Origin of the sequence: Enterococcus sp. AZ040, assembly GCF_050499185.1 — a bacterium.
Lineage (GTDB): Bacteria > Bacillota > Bacilli > Lactobacillales > Enterococcaceae > Enterococcus_D > Enterococcus_D entomosocium.
Window position 1 is genome coordinate 2266816 of record NZ_JBMHEW010000001.1, and the last position, 18378, is coordinate 2285193.

Sequence of the window (18378 nt, forward strand, 5' to 3'; positions counted from 1 at the left end):
AGAAACTCGCGATCGCTCACGAGTTTCTGCAAAGTTGTTCGATTAGTTTGCAATTTGTGCTTCCACTTGTGATTGTGCTTCTTCTAATACTTTATCGATGTCTTCGCCGTTGATCACTCGTTGCAAGCTTTCAGTCAAGACAGATTCAATGGCATAGGTGTGATTGCCGTAGTTCACGGCTGGAATTTCTTGTGACCATTGAGAGAAATCTTGGAAGACTTTTTGACCGCCATAGAAATCAAGCCCCGACGTATATTCTTCCGTTTCTTCTGCAGCATTCATGGTTGAAACCAAACCGATCTCGGTAGCTAGTGTACCCATCAATTCTTTGTTTGAAGCAAAGGTATTGGCTAAAAAGTCTTTGGCATTTTCTTCGCCGTCAACCCCTTTGATCACGTACCAGCCTGCTCCGCCGATGCTGGAAGCATTGACTGAATTGCTATCGCCAGCGATGGATGGGATCGGAGCGATCGCCCATTTGCCGCTTTGATCTTCAGCGCCTTGAATTGTGCTAGAATACCACGCACCGGTTGGCGCAGACGCAACATTCCCCGATTGAACAGCATTGACCCCGCCATCCCAATCGGAAACTTGTTCAACTAAGCCTTCATTCAACAATGTTGCCAAGACAGTTAGACCGGCTTTGAAGGATTCATTGTCTTTGATGGTCACGGTGGAGCCATCTTCACCGGTATACCATTCGCCTGCCGATTGCATAATGATTCGTGCCAAGCCAAGATCGCTTGGGTCTAACGACATCATAGCGTGACCCGTTTTTTCTTTGACATCTTTGGCAATGCTGATAAAATCATCCCAGGTAATATCTTGGAGATCCGCTTGCTCATAGCCTGCATCGGTCAAATAATCTGTGCGGTAAAATAGTCCTGCGACGCCACTGTCAAATGGCACCCCATAAATGACATCGTCGACTTTATTGACCGCAAATTTATAGCTGGAGAAATCCTCCTCATTCACGATATCCGTTAGATCACTAAACGCATCTGGATAAGAAGAAAGGTACCCTTGGATGCGGTAGTCTTCGATCAAGACGATATTTGGCAGTCCGTCCGTATTTCCTGATGCCAGACTAGTATTTAATTTTTGGACGATATCATCTTGCGACATCGTCACAACTTCCACATCGACATCTTGATTTTCATACACTTTTTTGGCTTCATTGACTGCCTTGATGTTGAAGGTCTCATCCCATGCCCAGACCGTGACTTTGTTTGAGGACTCGCCGGAATCCCCAGAGCTTGTGTTGCTGTTTCCGCAAGCCGCCAAAGTCAGCACTGCAGCCGCCGTTACCATCGATGCAAGTAGTTTTTTCATTTTTATCCCTCTTTCCTTTTATTTACAAGGCTAACTATACACTGATTTTGTAACCGTATTCAACGATTATGAAAGAGCTTACTAAATTTGTCCAAAAATAGAAAAAAGTTACAATACCTTTCTTTTTTGAAAGCGTTTATAATAAAGAAGAGATATAGGGGGGATACCATGACTATTTTACGCACGGTCTTAGTCGTTGATGATGAGGCAACGATCCGAGATGGATTGAAACATATGATACGTTGGGAGCAAGAAGGGTTCCGTCTCTTAGGCGATGCAGCGAACGGGCAAGAAGCATTGGCACTGATCCATGAGCTAAATCCCGACATCGTGATTACGGATTTGAAAATGCCACAAATGGACGGCCTTCAACTCACAACGATCATTCAACAACAATATCCAGAAGTCCATTTTTTGGTCTTGAGCAGCTACGATGATTTCCAATATGTCAGTCAATCTTTTAGAAATGGTGCCGTAGATTATCTTTTAAAACCGACACTGACACCGACACTCTTGTTGAAGACGCTACACAACATCACACAAAAGCTGTCACATACAAAAGGCTCCGTGACTGAGGAAACGCAGCTGCAAGAATCGTTGAATCGCTATTTAGCAGGGTATGAAGAACCGTTGGCTCCTTTAGCGGACTCTCTTGCATTGGGTCAGCCGCAACAGCAAGCCCAAATTTTGACCACCAATTTTAGCGGCTTTCGTGCCAATGATCAGCTGCTACATGCGTTGACAGAATTTACTCAATCACAACCGCAGGTAAAGACGCTCTTTTTTCAAACCAGTAATAAAGATGCCGGCTTAGTGATCAGTTATCCAGAAGGAACGAATTTTTATTCCGCTTTGAAAGAAACGTTGGAACAATTGCGTTTTACCGAGCCGGATGCCTTCTTTACTCTCAGTGTGCCCTTTCGAAAGATTGAACAGTTACGGGATCATTTTGTGACGCTTAAAGCCAAAAGCCAAGGACAATCGTTTTTTTATAAACGCCAACGGTTGGTACAAGAACACGAACTCTTTTTGTACATCGAAAGTGATCGCTTTGATACTAAGAAGTTCTTACGGGCTTTGTTGGACAACAACTTTTTGCTAGGAATCACCAGAATCGAGGAATATTTTAATGACATGATTTTATCCAATGTCGATCCGACATTTTTAAAACAGCAGGCCAGCAGTATTTTTTACACGTTACTCTCCCGCTTGGAAGAAGAATTTCCCACTGCTCCACGCTTTAGCCGCTTAAAAGCTGAATTTTTGCACGCTATCGGTCACGTGCAGTATTTGGAAGATTTTTCTGATTTATTGTTGGCGACCATCGATGATATTCGTCAACAGCTGACGACCTTATCACCGCTGGATGAAGATGATCTACTCGTTGCGATCCAGCGCTTTATTCAAGACAACTACACCAAAAGTCTGTCTTTGTCTGAACTGGCTGAAACCTTTCATTTTAGTTACACCTATCTTTCGGCTTTTCTTTCTGCAAAACTGAAAATGAGCTTTTCTGAGTACGTAAAGAAAACCCGCTTGGATAAAGCCAAAGAACTACTGACACAATCTGATCTGAATCTATCTGAAATCAGTGAAGCGGTCGGGTATTCGGATATCAGCTATTTTTCTCGTATCTTTAAGAAAGAATGTCAGGTCACCCCATCGAAGTATCGGCGGTTGAATCAATTATGAAAATCAACCAATGGATTCAGAAAAATGAATTATTCAGTCGGATCTTCCTCTTTGTTGTCGTCGGGGTCATTAGTGTATGTCTGCTAACCGTCGTCGTGATCTATGGTCGCTCGAAAGATGCCTATGTTGCTTCGTACCAAAGCTCCAATCAGCTGCTACTGGAAAAAATCCAAGAAGATTATGAGCGTCTGAACGAGAATATCCATCGGATTTTTGACATCGTCGATGAAAGCAAAGCCGTTGAAACATACTTAGAAGGCGACATGAATCAAGGCCGTACGATTTTAGAATTAAACGAGCAATTAAAAGACACCCGCTCTTTGTTTCAAGACATCCCCTCAAATTTAGTGTTGATTGGGGTCAACGGGGGTACTTTTTTCCAAAACGATGCGGTTCGCAATCAATCGGTGGATGATTTTCTCGCCAGTACCTTTATCCAGCAAATCAATGACAATGACGCCATCAGTCAGTATTATTTCTTGGACCAAGGCTTAAGTACCTCCACCAGCGACTCCCCTGGCTTGATGTACGTGCGCAAATTAATGAAAGAAGAAACGATTTTCGGCTATGCCCTGATTTTCTTAAAGGAATCCGATTTTTCTTCAATTTATCGTCAACTCTTAGATACCAGTCTTCACTCGATCTATATCGTCAATGAACAAAATCAAATTCTCTCCACTTCTGATCCGAGCCTTTTAGGCAAGCCGTTTGAAAATCATCTCGTCACGGTCAAAAGAGATACTAGCATCAATCAGCTGCCCCTTTATTCGTATCACTTTACTTTTTACGATGTCTTGGATGAATCGCATCTGGTACGCAATATGAATCTGATCAAGCCAGCTCTTTTGATTTCTGTCGTCAGTATTTTACTCTTTAGTCTGCTGGCATTTTGGATCATCCGCAACATCACCCAACCGATTTATCAGCTGATTGCCAAGCTGCCGGCGGTCACTCAAGGCGATTTCAGCGACAAGGTCACCATCAACGGGACGTATGAAACGCGAGAATTGGGGCGTGCCTATAACTTGATGCTGGAGGACTTGGAATCTTATGTCGATCATTTAATGGTCACAGAAGCCGAAAAACGCAAGTTCGAGATTCGTTCACTGCAAATGCAGATCCAACCGCATTTTGTCTACAACACCTTGACCGCTATCAAGTTTTTAATCTGGCAAAACGAACAAGAGGCCGCCACCCAAGCGATTGAAAGTTTTGTCCAATTGTTGCGGCATACCTTTAACCGCAAAGAGATCGTCCCTTTAAAAGATGAACTAGCGATCGTGGAAGAATACCTCGTTTTAATGAACGTGCGTTATGGCAATCGCATCCAATCGACGATTTTTTCAGAAGATGGCTGTGAAAATATTCTCGTACCGAAAATGATTTTGCAACCGATTATCGAAAATGCCTACCTGCATGCCTTTCCCGAAGAGGATTCAGGATTGATCCAGATTTTTTCTCGTGTCAGTAAGGAAGGCCTGAAAATTGAGATCATCGATACGGGCATCGGGTTCAATGAAGAGCACCCAACCAGCTCCGCGAACCACTTTGAACACTATTCGGGTATTGGCTTAGACAATATTGATCAGCGTATCAAGCTGCTCTATGGGGAAAAATACGGATTGACTGTAGAATCACGCATCAACGAAGGAACCACCGTTCGCTTGCTGCTGCCGATCCAGCGGGAGGAAAAAAACTGAAGCAAAGAACTGCGTCTGCACTTTGCCGTTAGCTTTTCAATGCTTCATTCACTACAAAAAACCTACCGTCCTTGATAAATACCCATCAAGAACGGTAGGTTTTGTTTCCTTATTCAAAGACGATCATTTCTTGTCCGTCCATGGTGATCATGCTGCCAAAAGGATGTCGTTGGGCGTTTGCAAAGCTTCGATTGCGAAACAGTACCTGAACTTTTTCCACCCCTTCCATACAAACTCGATAACCGCGTTCCTCTGGTTCAATAGAAATTTTTCCAGCTGGCACGCCCTGCTGATCACAGACTTCAGCAGAAACTGCTTCCGTTATTTCAAAGGCATGGATGGTGAGGTTTTCGGTGTAGTCATAGGCGGCGGTCTGTTCAACGCTTCCTTCAATGATCAGTGAATTCGGTCGTACCATCAACGGAAGATGGAAATAGTCATAGCTTTCTTCCCACCATTTTTGGCCTTCATAGCGTTTGTTGTCTAAATAATTTGTCCAAGTACCCGCTGGCAAATAGAACGGAACCTTTCCTTGCTCATTAAAAATCGGTGCAGCCAATAGGCGATCCCCTAGCATATACTGCTTATCAATGGCATAAACCGTCGGATCCTCTGGAAACTCTAGCATCAATGGACGCATCAGGGGAATGCCCGTTTTTGCAGTGGCTGCTGCTTGACGATAAATATAAGGCATCAGGCGATTTTTCAATTTTGAAAAAGCTTGACTGACTTTTGCTGCTTCTTCGCCAAAATTCCATGGTACCCGATATTCAACATTGCCATGGTATCGACTGTGGGTCGACAATAAACCAAATTGCGTCCAACGTTTATACAGGTCGGGGGTCGCTTGTTCTTCAAACCCGCCAATATCATGGCTCCAAAATCCGAAACCAGATAAGACAAAGGATAAGCCACCACGCAGAGACTCTGCCATCGAAGAATATTCAGATAAATTGTCGCCTCCCCAATGGACTGGAAATTTTTGGGAACCGACAGAAGCAGAACGGGCAAAAAGAACGGCTTGATTTTCCCGCATTTCCGCCAGCAGTTCAAAAACGGTTTCATTGTATAGATAGGCATAATAATTGTGCATTTTTTTCGGATCTGATCCGTCATAATAGACAGCATCTTCAGGAATCCGCTCACCGAAATCCGTCTTAAAGGAATCAACACCTAATTCAATCAATTCCTTTAAGCGATCTTTATACCATTGACGAGCCTCTGGGTTGGTAAAATCAATGATCCCTTGTCCAGCTTGCCAAAGATCCCACTGCCAGACTTCACCTGCTTGGTTCTTAATAAAGTACCCTTTCTCTTTGCATTCTTGATATACAGAGGCTTTTTGCCCAATGTAAGGATTGATCCATAGACTGACTTTTAATCCTTTATCATGGATTTTCTTTAGTAATCCTTTCGGATCAGGAAACAACTCATCATTCCATTCAAACCCACACCATTCAAATTCCTTCATCCAGAAACAATCAAAATGAAAGACATCAAAAGGAATATCACGAGCTTGCATTTCATCGATAAAGTGCATCACTGTTTCTTCACTATAATCAGTCGTAAACGAAGTGGATAGCCATAAGCCAAAAGACCATGCTGGCGGTAAGGCGGGTTTTCCTGTCAAGTCGGTGTATTTTTCTAGAATGGCTTTCATATCTGGTCCATAGATGATGTAATAGTCTAGACGCTGCCCCTCGACACTGAATTGCGTGCGGGAAACGTTCTCAGAAGCCACTTCAAAGGAAACCGCTTCGGGATGATCAACAAAAATACCGTAGCCTTTATTCGTCAGATAAAACGGAATATTTTTGTATGCCTGCTCGCTACCCGTACCACCGTCTTGATTCCAAATATCAACGGTTTGACCGTTCTTGATAAAAGGGGTGAACCGTTCCCCTAATCCGTAAACAAGTTCATAAGGATCTAGCGAAAGCTGTTCTCGCATATACTGTTTGCCGTCATTTCCCGAAATTTTTGCCTGTGCTTTAGGCATGGAAGAAGTCAACAATCTGTCTTCTCCAAAAAAGTCGATTTTAAAAGCCGCTTGTTTAGGGACTTTCGCTTCCAGTGATCCAGATTTGAAGATATACATGTCTTCTTTATCGGTATCGATCTTCACGTCTGCTGGTTGGGTATCCACTGTAAACGACGGGGCGTGCATTGTCTTGTCATGATGCACCAAACTGACTTTGATCACATCGTTTTGCGGAGTCGAGAACGTGAGTGTGGTTAAACCAAGGTTTAAGGTATCGCCACGCCGCTGAATCTCTTGATAGGGCAGATAAAGGGTCAATTGCTCCTTTTCTACCTTATGATCATAAGCAATTCGGGGATGTTCGAGTTGGACGCCTTCTTTTGCCAGCCAATAGCCATTTGTAAATTTCATCTTCTTTTCCTCCTACTTTACTGCACCATCTGAGATGCCTTTCACTACATGTTTTTGCAAGGCAATAAACAAGAGAATGATTGGCAGAACAACGATCACCAGAGCGGCTAGCGCTAAATGCCATTGCTTGTTAAATTCGCCGAAGAAATAAAACATCCGCAAGGGAATCGTATACATTCCGGCTTTATTAATACTTAATGAAGGCAATAAGTAGTCATTCCAAAACCACAATGTATTCAAAACAATCACCGTTACCGTCGTTGGTTTCAACAAAGGCAATATTACTTTCCAATAAATCTGAAAGGTATTCGCCCCATCAATGATCGCTGCTTCATCCAGCGAACGTGGAATGCCTCTTAACGCACCATAATACAAAAAAGTCGACATACTGACAGCCAATCCCAAGTACATTATCATTAGACCCGGCTGATTTAACAAATTCATTCGTCCAAAAAGAGAAATCAGTGGAATCATGATCCCTTGAAAAGGGATCAGCAAGCCGATGGCAACAACAAAATAGAGGACTGAACTTAAGCGGCTGGTATTTCTCGATAAAGCGTATGCTGCCATTGAAGAAACAAAGACCACCAAGATCAAAGAACCGACAGTAATCAACAATGAATTCATTAAACTTCTGATGAAATCCAGTTTTTCTAACGCCTCTTGATAATTCTCAAAGGACAATCCGCCAGGCAGCGACAACGTACTCTGAAAGATCTCTGCTTTTGTTTTAAATGAATTGATCACGATCAAGAAAAACGGATAAAACCATAAGCACGCAAGTAAAAGACCACTTACGATCAGCAGACTGTGCTGCAGCTTTTTTTTCTTCTGCCGTCTACTTTTTGTATTCCCCTTTTTAGTAGAGGAGTGACGAGTCTCGATCATGCGCTGATCTCCTTTCTGCGGGTAATTGAGATTTGAATAATGGAAATAATGACAATGATCACCAGAAATATCATCGCTTTTGACTGAGCAAAGCCCATTTTTCTCATTGAAAAAGCTTCATTGTAAATATTCATGGCTGCCATCTGAGTCGAATTGAACGGTCCGCCCTGTGTCAACGCCAAGTTTTGATCATAGATTTTAAAGGCATTTGACAGCGTCAAAAACAATGTTACTGTAAACGCGGGCATCAGCATGGGTAGTTTGATTCGGAAAAAGACTTGTAGCGGATTGGCGCCGTCCATATCTGCTGCTTCTAAAATTTCTTCTGGAATATTATTTAGAAACGAAATATAGATCAACATCATATACCCGCTCATCTGCCAGACGAACAAGATAACCAAACCCCAAAAACCTGTTTCTGGTGTATTCAACCAGCCATTAAAAAAATTGATCCCAGTCAAATCGGCGATACTCTCGAATGCTTTGTTAAAAATAAATTGCCATATAAATCCTAGTATGATCCCACCAATTAAGTTCGGCATGAAAAAGACGGTCCGAAATAGAGTGGTCCAGCGTCCCAGTTTTTGCGTGACTAAAGTTGCTAACAACAGCGCGATGACATTGATCAAGATCACACTGTAAACAGAAAATTTCGCCGTGAACAACAAGCTGTTAATGAACGCCTGATCTTTAAAAGCGCGCAAGTAGTTTTCCAATCCGATAAAGTCGCTGATCGTATTGCCGTTCCAGTTGGTCAGTGAGTAATATCCCCCTGTAAATAAAGGAATAAACAGAACGACCAATAATGCGACGAATGCCGGTGCTAGCAGCAGCCAAAATGATTTTGAACGATTTGTTAACATACAGCTCCTCCTATGATTTCCTTGATTTTGCCTATCCTGCGCGCATCACTGCAGGATAGGCATCACTTTGGTTATTGACGTTCTTGCGCCCAGCTGCTTTTCAGCTGATCAGTAAACTCAGTCCATGAGATTTGATCGGCTGCATAAGCCTGGAACTGAACCCCAAAAATATTTTGTCCGTATCCATCTGGATAAGAGTTATGGACCCAAGGAACCGTTTGGCCATTCGTTAAATACGTATAAATGTCATTGGACAACGGATCAGAAATATCGTCACTGGAGAAGTTCGTATAAGCTGGAATAAACTCAAAATCATCGATGATCGCGGTCATCGCCTCTTCATCGGTATACATCCATGTCAAAAATTGTATGGAGGCATCGATCACTTCTTGTTCCTTATCTTTGTTGACACCCCAATACCAAGCTGGTCCGGCTACAATTTTGCTGCCGTCTCCCACTTGCATTGGGACGATCGCTAATTTTTCTTTTGCAAATGTATCATCCAAGCTGTTTAATGTAGGAACGATCCAATTGCCTTGATGAATGATGGCAACCTTCTCACTAGTAAATAATTCTTCGACTGACGTGCTGTAATCCATTGATTCCAACGGTTGAGCATTGTATTGGATCGCCAGATCAGCGTAGTCTTTCAGTTGTGCCTCATAAGTTAAATGAAGCTCTTTGGCTTCCAGTGTTTCCTTCAAGCTATCATTAAATTCAGGTGCAAAAAAGTTCGAACTGAATTGACTGGAAACCCATGTTTCACCGCCGCTGAAGCCGAATACACCGTCTAATCCTAACTCTTCTTTCTTACTATCTAACGTTTCTACTGCCTCCTTAAAATCGGCAAATGTTTCAATCGCTTCACTATCGATTCCCGCTTGCTGAAACAGCTCTTTATTGATCAGCCAACCGTAGCCTTCGATATTCATCGGCAAGCCATAGACTGTCTCATTCAGTGTTGCCCCTTCCAACGTTCCCTCAATTGCTTTTTGGGCTAATTCTGTTTCCCCAAGGTCATATAACTTGTGTTCCCATGTTTGCGTATCTGCTAGTCCCCCCAGCATAAAAATGTCCGGTTCATCACCAGATGAAAATTTTGATTGGAGAGCCGCTGTGGCGTCCGTTCCTCCACCTACAGTAGTCATATTGATTTTTATGTCCTCATGGCTTTCTTCAAAAGCCGCAACCAATCGATCCATCTGTTCTGCAGTCTCTGTCTTGATGTTAAAAACTTCTAGTGTTACACTACCATCATCTGAGGTACCGCTTCCAGAATTTCCGCAACCAGCAATTCCGATCACACTTAACATAGTAGCAGCCGTCAACAAAATTCTCTTTTTCATCATTGTTCCCTCCTCAATCAATTCGATCACAAATTGATTATATTGATATTTCGGCCCTTCTGTAATCGTTATCTTAACCGAAATACCTTGTAATATTGATGAAAATGGAGGAGACAGATGGTAACCCAACCCTATATTTTTACGCCAAACCCTAGTGAATATGATATTGATACTTCTTTAAAAGAGATCACAGAACATGGTGATAGCTTGTTTCCAGTCAGTGTTTATTTGACAAATCATCCTGCTGATCAAGCAAATATGATCCACACCCATTGGCATCGCGAGCTTGAGATCCTATATATTTTTCGAGGAAAGATGGAAATAAAGGTCGAAGGTGTTTCTTATATCGCTAAAGAAGGCGAGCTTGTATTTATCCCTGCCAATCAGCTACATGAGGCATTAAATTATCAACAAACAGCTTGTACCTTCTTTGCTATCGTCTTTGACGCGACCTTTATTGAGAGCCGCGTCTCTGATTTGATCCAGCAGTCCTATCTGGACCCGTTGCTCCATTCCGCGGATCAGCAAGCGATTCACATCACAAGTGATTTCGTTTCTCATATGAGAATTCAACAGGCATTGACTCATATTATAGATTTATTTGCATTAAAGGAACCATTGTATGAGCTGGCGATCAAAGCGGAACTCTTTTTATTTATAAAATATCTTTGTCAAAACACCCAATACATTAACCGCAATAAGAAACCAATCGACAGTAAAAGCAAACTCAATACGTACAAATGCAAGAAAATCCTACTTTTTATTGAAGAAAATTATCAACGTCCAGTGACACTTGAGGAAGTCAGTCAGTATATTGGCTATAGCAAAGAGCATTTCTGCCGTTTTTTCAAAAGAAATTTCCAGATGAGCTTTTTTACTTATCTAAATAAGTTTCGCATCAAAAAAGCGGAGTATCTCTTACTCCATACGGATTTAAAAATCATCGAAATCGCATTGGAAACTGGGTTTGATGATCCGAATTACTTTACGACACTTTTCAAAAGGGAGACTGCTTTGACCCCTTCCAACTATCGCAAACGACCGAGCAATACCACGAGTTTATAACTCTGAAAATCAATAAAACAAGGGTATTCCGCTAGTTGAAAAAGCGGAACACCCTTGTTTTATTTTTTATAAATTAACTGGCTTAAGCCAAGTCTTCCCCATTTGAGGCAATCACTTTTTTGTACCAATAAAAGGATTGCTTTTTGCTGCGGGCTAATGTGCCATTGCCTTCATTGTCGCGATCGACATAGATATAGCCATAGCGTTTCTTCATTTCTCCGGTTCCTGCAGAAACCAAATCGATACAGCCCCATGAAGTATAGCCCAACAGTTCCACACCGTCTTGGTCAATCGCTTCTTTCATCGCAGCGATATGCGCACGTAGATAGTCGATGCGATACACATCATTGATTTTTCCATCTTCGTTTGGCGTATCCACCGCTCCTAGACCGTTTTCGACGATGAAAAGCGGCTTTTGGTAACGATCATAGAGATCATTCATCGTGATTCGCAAACCAAGCGGATCAATCTGCCAGCCCCATTCTGACGCTTCTAAATACGGGTTTTTAATGGTCGGGAACAAGTTGCCTTCCGTTTTCTCAACACCGGAATCTTCTGAAGTAGCAACCCGAGAGGCATAGTATGAAAAGGAAATAAAATCGACGGTATGGGCTTTTAATAAAGCCGCATCTTCGGCGGTTCGTTCCAAAGTGATTCCTTTATCAGCTAGCATCTTCAAACCATAATTTGGATATTCTCCTCGCGATTGCACATCGATAAAGAAATAGTTGCCGCGATCGCTTTTTTTGCTTTCCCAGACATCTTTCGGATTGCAGCTGTAAGGATAATAACTAGCCGCAGCCAGCATACAGCCAACTTTATTTTCTGGATCGATCTCGTGGGCGATTTTTGTTGCCAACGCACTTGCGACTAACTCATGATGAGCAGCCTGGTATTTGACTTGTTCTTCATTTTCGCCTTCAGCAAAGGTCAGCCCTGCACCGAGAAACGGGGCATGCAAGATCATATTGATTTCGTTAAAGGTCAGCCAGTACTTCACCAATCCTTTGTATCGAGTGAAGATCGCTCGACAAAGGTTTTCATAAAAGGTGATCATCTTACGGTTGCGCCAACCGCCATATTCTTTGATCAAATGGATCGGACAGTCAAAATGCGTGATCGTCACCAAGGGTTCGATTTGGTATTTACGGCACTCTAAAAAAAGTTCTTCATAAAAGCGCAAGCCTTCTTCATTAGGGGTTTCTTCATCCCCCTTCGGAAAAATTCTTGACCAAGCAATCGATAAACGATAGGTTTTAAAGCCCATCTCCGCAAACAAGGCGATATCTTCTCTGAAATGATGGTACATATCGATCGCTTCTTTGGCTGGATAGAAATACCCTTCTTCAAAGGCAAGCATCTCACGCTTTCCGGTAATAACTGCTCGGCGGTCCTTGCCAGTCGGAATTACATCGACATTGGCAAGCCCACGCCCGCCTTGATCAAACCCGCCTTCACATTGATTGGCGGCTGTTGCACCGCCCCATAAAAAGTTTTTTGGAAATCCCATGTCTTATTCTCCTTTTTTAGCCGATCACTTTGATGATTTGATCGCCAAACGTAATCGGGCCACTGTTAGCCGTCAAAATGTCCCCCACTTCAGTACTGTTGGTGATAACGATCGGCGTGATTACTGGATAGCCTTTTTCTTTGATAAATTCAATATCAAACGTAATCAATGGATCCCCGACTGATACTTTTTGCCCTTTTTCTGCTTGATAGGCATAGCCTTCGCCATTCAATTGCACCGTATCGATCCCCACGTGGATCAACAGCTCAATGCCTTCCTCACTAGTCAAGCCAATGGCATGTTTTGAATCAAAGACTGCTGTGACAGTCCCGTTTACTGGAGCTAGCACTTCTCCGACGGTTGGCTCAATCGCTACCCCTTGTCCAAGAATCTCTTCCGAAAACATGCCGTCATTGACTGCTTGCAAGCTTTTTAGTTCCCCTTTTAAAGGTGCTTTGATCTCTGCGCCGCTGATTTGATGTGCGGGTTCTTGCGCTTTGTCTGCCGGTGTTGCTTCAGGTGCTTCTTCTGTGACAGGGTCTTTGTATAAGAATAATGTCGCAATAAATGTGATCACGATACTGATTGCCGCACCGATACAAGCATTGGTCAAATGACGTAAGGTGTCATCGCCGATATAGCTTGGCAAAGTCAACAGGCCTGGTGATCCGCCTGAGAAATTGCGGACACGCATGATTCCCATAAATAGACCACCAAATCCGCCACCGATCATTGCTGCATACAAGGGTGTTTTAAACCGCAAATTGACCCCATACAACGCCGGTTCAGTAATGCCGAATAGCCCAGTCAGACCAGCAGAAAATGCCAGTTGTTTGATCGTAGAATCTTTTGATTTAAAACCAACGCCGATAGCTGCAGCTCCCTGACTGACGTTTGAAGCCAGCATGCCAGGGTAGATCACTGTGTCATAACCTGTGGTCATCCGGTTGTTGATACCGATAGGAACCAATCCATAGTGGGTACCAGTTGCCACGAACAATGGCGTGAAGGCACCAATCAGTAATGGAACGATCCATGGGCTAACCGTTTCTAAGGCTTGGATCCCTGTAGAAATCGCTTCACTGATCATGTAGCCTAGAGGGCCTAAAGCAACTAATGCTACTGTCCCTACGACGAAGATCGTTAGCAACGGTTTGCTGAAGAATTTGATTGCTTTTGGCGAGACTTTATCGGCGATCGGTTCAACGTAAGACATGAACCAAACACTCAAGATGATTGGGATAACCGATGATGAATAACTCACTGGTGAAATTGGCAAGCCGAATAAATGGATGCCGCCGCCTGCCTCATTGACTGCTGTCACCATCGCGATAAAGTTCGGATGGAGTAAAATCCCCCCTACCATCATAGCTAAGTACATATTGGCTTTGAATTTTTGTGCAGAAGAAGCAGCCAGCAAAATTGGCAAGAAGTAGAACGCCGCATCCGCCATAAAGTTTAATATTTGGTAACTTTGACTCTCTGCCGTCAAGACATTGAAGACCACTAGCAATGAAAGAACCGCTTTTAGCATCCCAGCTGCCGTGATGGCTGGTAATATTGGAGTGAAGATCCCGGTGATCGTATCGATGACTTTCGCAACACGTCCGCGATCGTCTTCTACTGTTTCTTGGTCACTAGTCAAATTGGTTTGGGCAGTGATTTCGTTGTAAACATTGCCAACATCACTGCCGATGATTACTTGGTATTGCCCACCTTTATTGACCACACCCATGATCCCTGGTGTATGTTTTAAAGTACTTTCTTGGGGTTTGCTATCATCTTTCAAGTTGAAGCGCAAGCGTGTCGCACAATGGGTCAAGCTTTGGATATTTTCTTCCCCACCAACATTGGTGATGATCGTTTTTGCTAACTCTTTGTAATTCATGTCGTTCCTCCTATTTTGGTCTTTCGCTTGTTTTTTGTGTGTCAAACCATAAAAAAATACCTAAACAAACCCCTTGGGAGTTCATTTAGGTATAGCCTGCCAATCCAGTAACAATCCTAAGCACTTGTTATTCGTTTGATGTGTATAGTTAAATAGATCAATTCGTCTTCTTCTAACGGTCTACCGAATTCTTTGTTGATGTAGTCACTGATTTTCAACGCACACGCATATTCCTTCATGTATCGGTCTTTCAACATAAAAATAAAACTGCCGGTTCCTGCATCATCGAGCTTTGTACCGCTGAATAAGCGCTGGACAAAAAATTTCAAATGGGTCACAAAGCGTTCGTAGTTCAATGAATACTCATCAAGCTCCATTGAAAAATGATATTTGACGATGTTTAGGATATGCTGAATGATCTTCGCCATTTCCGATACTTGACTGACCTGCGCCATATCCAACTCAGCATTGACAATGTGCAGAGCAATGAAGCCGGCTTCATCTTCTGGCAGCTCGATCGCCAAGCGATTTTTAATGATCGATAACGCTTCTTTGCCAATGAGGTATTCATGGTTATAAAACCGCTTGATCTCCCATAGCAAGGCATTTTTGATTTCCATGCCGTTTTGATAGCGCTCGATAGCATAATTGATATGATCGGTCAGCGTCAGAAACAATTTTTCGCTCAACTTTTTCCCAAGGGAAACTTTTGCAAAACTGATGATCTCATTCGCTGCTTGAATATGTTCGATAGGGATAGAAGAAAGTAATTGGGTTAGTTTTGTGACATTCCACTCTTGTGTACTGAGATAGACTTTTTCAATCTTGGTATCGTCGATCGCATCGCCTGGCTTTTTCTTAAAGCCTAAGCCTTTGCCCATGACGACCAATTCTTGTTTTTCCTCATTCTCAGAAATCACAATGTTGTTATTGATCACTTTTGTTACGTTCATTTTAACGACCCTATTCTTCTTTAGATTTCTTCACACAAAAAAATAGGTATAGCCCGCTTAAAGCGGTAACAATCCTCAGAGCCAGTGTAGCATGAGAAAAATCACTCGTCAATGGGGATTTTCAACCGCTTGTTTAAAAGCAGAAAACAGCGCTGCTGCCATTTGACTCTTTGGCAGAACGCTGTTCACTGGTTTATAAATCACTAGCTCTCTTGATGAGAGGTAAAATTAGATACGGTTTTCGTGGTCAGCAGTTTTAACTAAGTTTGCTCCCACCATACCACCGATTGACGTAAGAGCGAGTCCTAAGACCATTGCCACAAAGCCCCAAATAGACGCTTTGGCTGTTGCATCACTTGCTTCTTCCGCTTTTTGACGAGCGTCTTCCACTGCTTGGTCAATGTCTTGTTTGGCTTGTTCAAGATTTTGTTGTGCATTTTCGATTTGTTTTTGTGCTTCATCAGAAGCATCTTGTAAGCCGTTCACGATATTGTTCGTTGCTTCTTCCGCTTCTTGTTGGCTTAGATCTGTGTTTTGAGCCACTGCATTTGAGATTGCTTCTTTATCGACTGAATCACCGATCGTTGTAGCACGATCTTGTAATTTGCTTGCTAAATCATCAATGATTTTATCAGCATCATTTGGATTGGTTGCAATGTCTTTGCCGGCATCTTTGATGTCGTTCGTCGCATCAGACAATTGATTTTGCAAGTAGTCTGGTTGCAATTCAGGAACATCGGTATCTTGTAAAACATCATTGACATTCGCTTGTAATTCATCTGTATTGACGTCTTCCATGTTTCCTGTTATTTCATCGAAGGCTTTTGAAGCGACATCGCCAGCACCTGAGGCAACTGTTTCAACGCCACTGCCAACAGCAGAAGCAACGTTTCCTAAAAGTGAACCGACTACAGAAAATGCACCGATCGTTAAGTAAGAGAGCATAACCATCATCACGATCATACTAGTTGCCCATGTTAAGAAACCATGAACCAATCCAACACGTCGAGCCGCCACACCTGAAACAAAACCTGCACCGAATAATGCCAAGACAAAGGTAATGACTGTCCAAATCAATAATCCTGTACCCACACCATCTAATGGATTATTTGATGTTGGTTCCACCAAACCAAAACCGATTGCTGAGCCGATCATTGACAGTGTCATGAACAATGCGATAAATGTTACGACCCCTGCAAAGATAGAACCCCAAGACAAATTATAGCCTGCCTCCCGCTCATCTGAACCTAAATAATTTCTGAATCCTTTTTTCATCATTACATCCCCTTTTTGTTTTTTTAACCTGTATTCAGTCTAACAACTGATTGTTTTTTTATCAATCAACTCGACTTGCGCTATCTTTTTGTAAGAAAAATGAATGATTCTGAATTGTTTGACTATTTATTAAAATAAAACAAAAATTCATTCGTGTATTTTAACTAAAAAAACCTTTCCACGCTCTTTCTTCCGATTACAGGCTTGTTTCTCACATTCTTCTCTTGATTCGCCATTTTGAAGCTAACAAGGTTTCATTAGAGAAAAAAACAGCTTTTCTCAACGTGACCCAAATGAGGGGCAATCGCGAAAAACCACCTTTGCCCAAGGCAAAGGTGGTTATCTACTTATTTTTCTTCATTTAGTCGATCTGGCATCATGTTTTCCATAAAACCCCAAACGCCGTTTTGTAATACGAGTTCCTCACGTTCGTAAGTAGAAACCGTGGTGCGGATCAACTCATCTTGACCGTCTAAGACTTTTTGTCCCCAATGAGGATCGATCAATAATGCCCGCCCCACTGCAACAAAATCTGCATGTTCTAGCAAGCCCGCGGCATCTTTCGACGTTCGGACATCCCCTACACCAATCAAAGGAACCCGCTGAGCGATTTTTTCATAGACATACATCAACATCGATTTTTCTTGATACGCTTTTGAAATCGATTTACGGGTATAATCCGCAAGAGAAATGTGCAGATAGTCTAATCCTTTTTCTGCCAGTTGGTCCACTAAGAACAACGTATCTTCAAAGCGAATCCCTGGTTCTTCGAATTCTTCCGGTGAAAACCGATAACCGACGATAAACTCCTTCACACCTGATTGGTCTACTGTTTCCAATACTTCATCGACGAGCTTCTCAATAAAACGATAACGGTTCTCTAGTGAGCCACCCCATTCATCGGATCGACGATTTGAGTGAGGAGAAAAGAATTGTTGAATCAAATACGTATTGGCTCCGTGGAGTTCTACGCCATCAAACCCCGCCTTGATCGCCCGTTCGGTAGCTTTTTTAAAGTTTTCAATAATCGCTAATATCTCATCCACCGTAACTTCTCGGGGAACTTGGGCATTTGGTCGTTCAGCTGCAACCGCGCTGGCGGATATGGGTTGTGTGCCTCGTAGAACTGAGTCATCCGTCATCCGACCGGCATGAAAAATCTGTAAAATGGCTTTGGTCCCATTTGTTTTGATGGTGCTGGCTAATTTGCTTAATCCAGGTAAAAAGGCATCGTCATAAGCGCCTAATTCCCCTTCCCAGCCCTTGCCATCTTCTTGGACATTGGCTGCCGCTGTGATGACTGCTCCGACTTCCCCAGAGCGTAAGCCATAGTAAGCCAACTCATCTTTCGTAATCATCCCATCAAAGAAGGACATCTTGGTCGTCATTGGTGCCATAATGATTCGATTTTTCAACTGTAATCCGCGCTTAAATGTTGCTTTGTCTGTTACATTTCGCATGGGTTTCCCACCTT

Annotated in this window: 13 protein-coding genes; 3 read left to right on the plus strand and 10 right to left on the minus strand. The window is 42.7% G+C overall.

Going from position 1 to position 18378, the window contains the following annotated elements; all coding sequences use genetic code 11:
• Window positions 1–42: 42 nt before the first annotated feature.
• Window positions 43–1332 carry an ABC transporter substrate-binding protein gene (locus IGK63_RS10425; RefSeq protein WP_005234924.1) on the minus strand — a complete coding sequence of 430 codons (1290 nt, stop codon included), beginning with the start codon at window positions 1330–1332 and terminating at the stop codon, window positions 43–45.
• 168 nt (window positions 1333–1500) lie between these two features.
• Between IGK63_RS10425 and IGK63_RS10430 the strand changes: the two genes are divergently transcribed.
• Together IGK63_RS10430 and IGK63_RS10435 are read left to right on the plus strand one after the other, a co-directional pair.
• On the plus strand, window positions 1501–3024 hold the full coding sequence (locus IGK63_RS10430) for a response regulator transcription factor (RefSeq protein ID WP_034872280.1): 1524 nt from the start codon (window positions 1501–1503) through the stop codon (window positions 3022–3024).
• The gene (locus tag IGK63_RS10435) at window positions 3021–4724 is read left to right on the plus strand and encodes a sensor histidine kinase (RefSeq protein ID WP_008378840.1); all 1704 of its coding nucleotides are present in this window, start codon (window positions 3021–3023) and stop codon (window positions 4722–4724) included. Before IGK63_RS10430 ends, IGK63_RS10435 begins: the two co-directional genes overlap by 4 nt.
• Window positions 4725–4833: 109 nt before the next feature.
• Here the strand turns inward: IGK63_RS10435 and yicI are convergent, their stop codons facing one another.
• The 4 genes from yicI to IGK63_RS10455 all read right to left on the minus strand — a co-directional run bounded on the left by yicI (window position 4834) and on the right by IGK63_RS10455 (window position 10213).
• A complete protein-coding gene (yicI, locus tag IGK63_RS10440) occupies window positions 4834–7116 on the minus strand; it encodes an alpha-xylosidase (protein WP_016613528.1) in 2283 nt (760 codons plus the stop codon).
• 12 nt (window positions 7117–7128) lie between these two features.
• Window positions 7129–8004 carry a carbohydrate ABC transporter permease gene (locus tag IGK63_RS10445; RefSeq protein ID WP_008378845.1) on the minus strand — a complete coding sequence of 292 codons (876 nt, stop codon included), beginning with the start codon at window positions 8002–8004 and terminating at the stop codon, window positions 7129–7131.
• Window positions 8001–8867, minus strand: a complete 867-nt coding sequence (locus IGK63_RS10450; protein WP_008378847.1) for a carbohydrate ABC transporter permease — start codon at window positions 8865–8867, stop codon at window positions 8001–8003. The genes IGK63_RS10445 and IGK63_RS10450 overlap by 4 nt, the downstream gene beginning before the upstream one ends.
• Window positions 8868–8938: 71 nt before the next feature.
• A complete protein-coding gene (locus IGK63_RS10455; protein WP_034872282.1) occupies window positions 8939–10213 on the minus strand; it encodes an ABC transporter substrate-binding protein in 1275 nt (424 codons plus the stop codon).
• Window positions 10214–10330: 117 nt separating this feature from the next.
• Here IGK63_RS10455 and IGK63_RS10460 point away from each other — a divergent pair, with 117 nt between their 5' ends.
• Window positions 10331–11278, plus strand: coding sequence for an AraC family transcriptional regulator (locus IGK63_RS10460; protein ID WP_016613530.1), 948 nt, complete (start codon window positions 10331–10333; stop codon window positions 11276–11278).
• Window positions 11279–11360: 82 nt separating this feature from the next.
• Here the strand turns inward: IGK63_RS10460 and IGK63_RS10465 are convergent, their stop codons facing one another.
• The 5 genes from IGK63_RS10465 to IGK63_RS10485 form a co-directional block, all read right to left on the minus strand.
• A complete protein-coding gene (locus IGK63_RS10465; RefSeq protein WP_429972497.1) occupies window positions 11361–12788 on the minus strand; it encodes a 6-phospho-beta-glucosidase in 1428 nt (475 codons plus the stop codon).
• A gap of 16 nt (window positions 12789–12804) precedes the next feature.
• Window positions 12805–14676 (minus strand): beta-glucoside-specific PTS transporter subunit IIABC, encoded by a 1872-nt coding sequence (locus tag IGK63_RS10470; RefSeq protein WP_034872284.1) that lies wholly within the window; start codon window positions 14674–14676, stop codon window positions 12805–12807.
• Window positions 14677–14792: 116 nt separating this feature from the next.
• Window positions 14793–15629 (minus strand): BglG family transcription antiterminator LicT, encoded by an 837-nt coding sequence (licT, locus tag IGK63_RS10475; RefSeq protein ID WP_005234912.1) that lies wholly within the window; start codon window positions 15627–15629, stop codon window positions 14793–14795.
• Between the two features lie 228 nt (window positions 15630–15857).
• On the minus strand, window positions 15858–16904 hold the full coding sequence (locus tag IGK63_RS10480; protein ID WP_008378859.1) for a hypothetical protein: 1047 nt from the start codon (window positions 16902–16904) through the stop codon (window positions 15858–15860).
• A gap of 347 nt (window positions 16905–17251) precedes the next feature.
• Complete coding sequence (locus tag IGK63_RS10485) at window positions 17252–18364, minus strand: NADH-dependent flavin oxidoreductase (protein WP_016613533.1); 1113 nt, start codon at window positions 18362–18364, stop codon at window positions 17252–17254.
• Window positions 18365–18378: the final 14 nt, after the last annotated feature.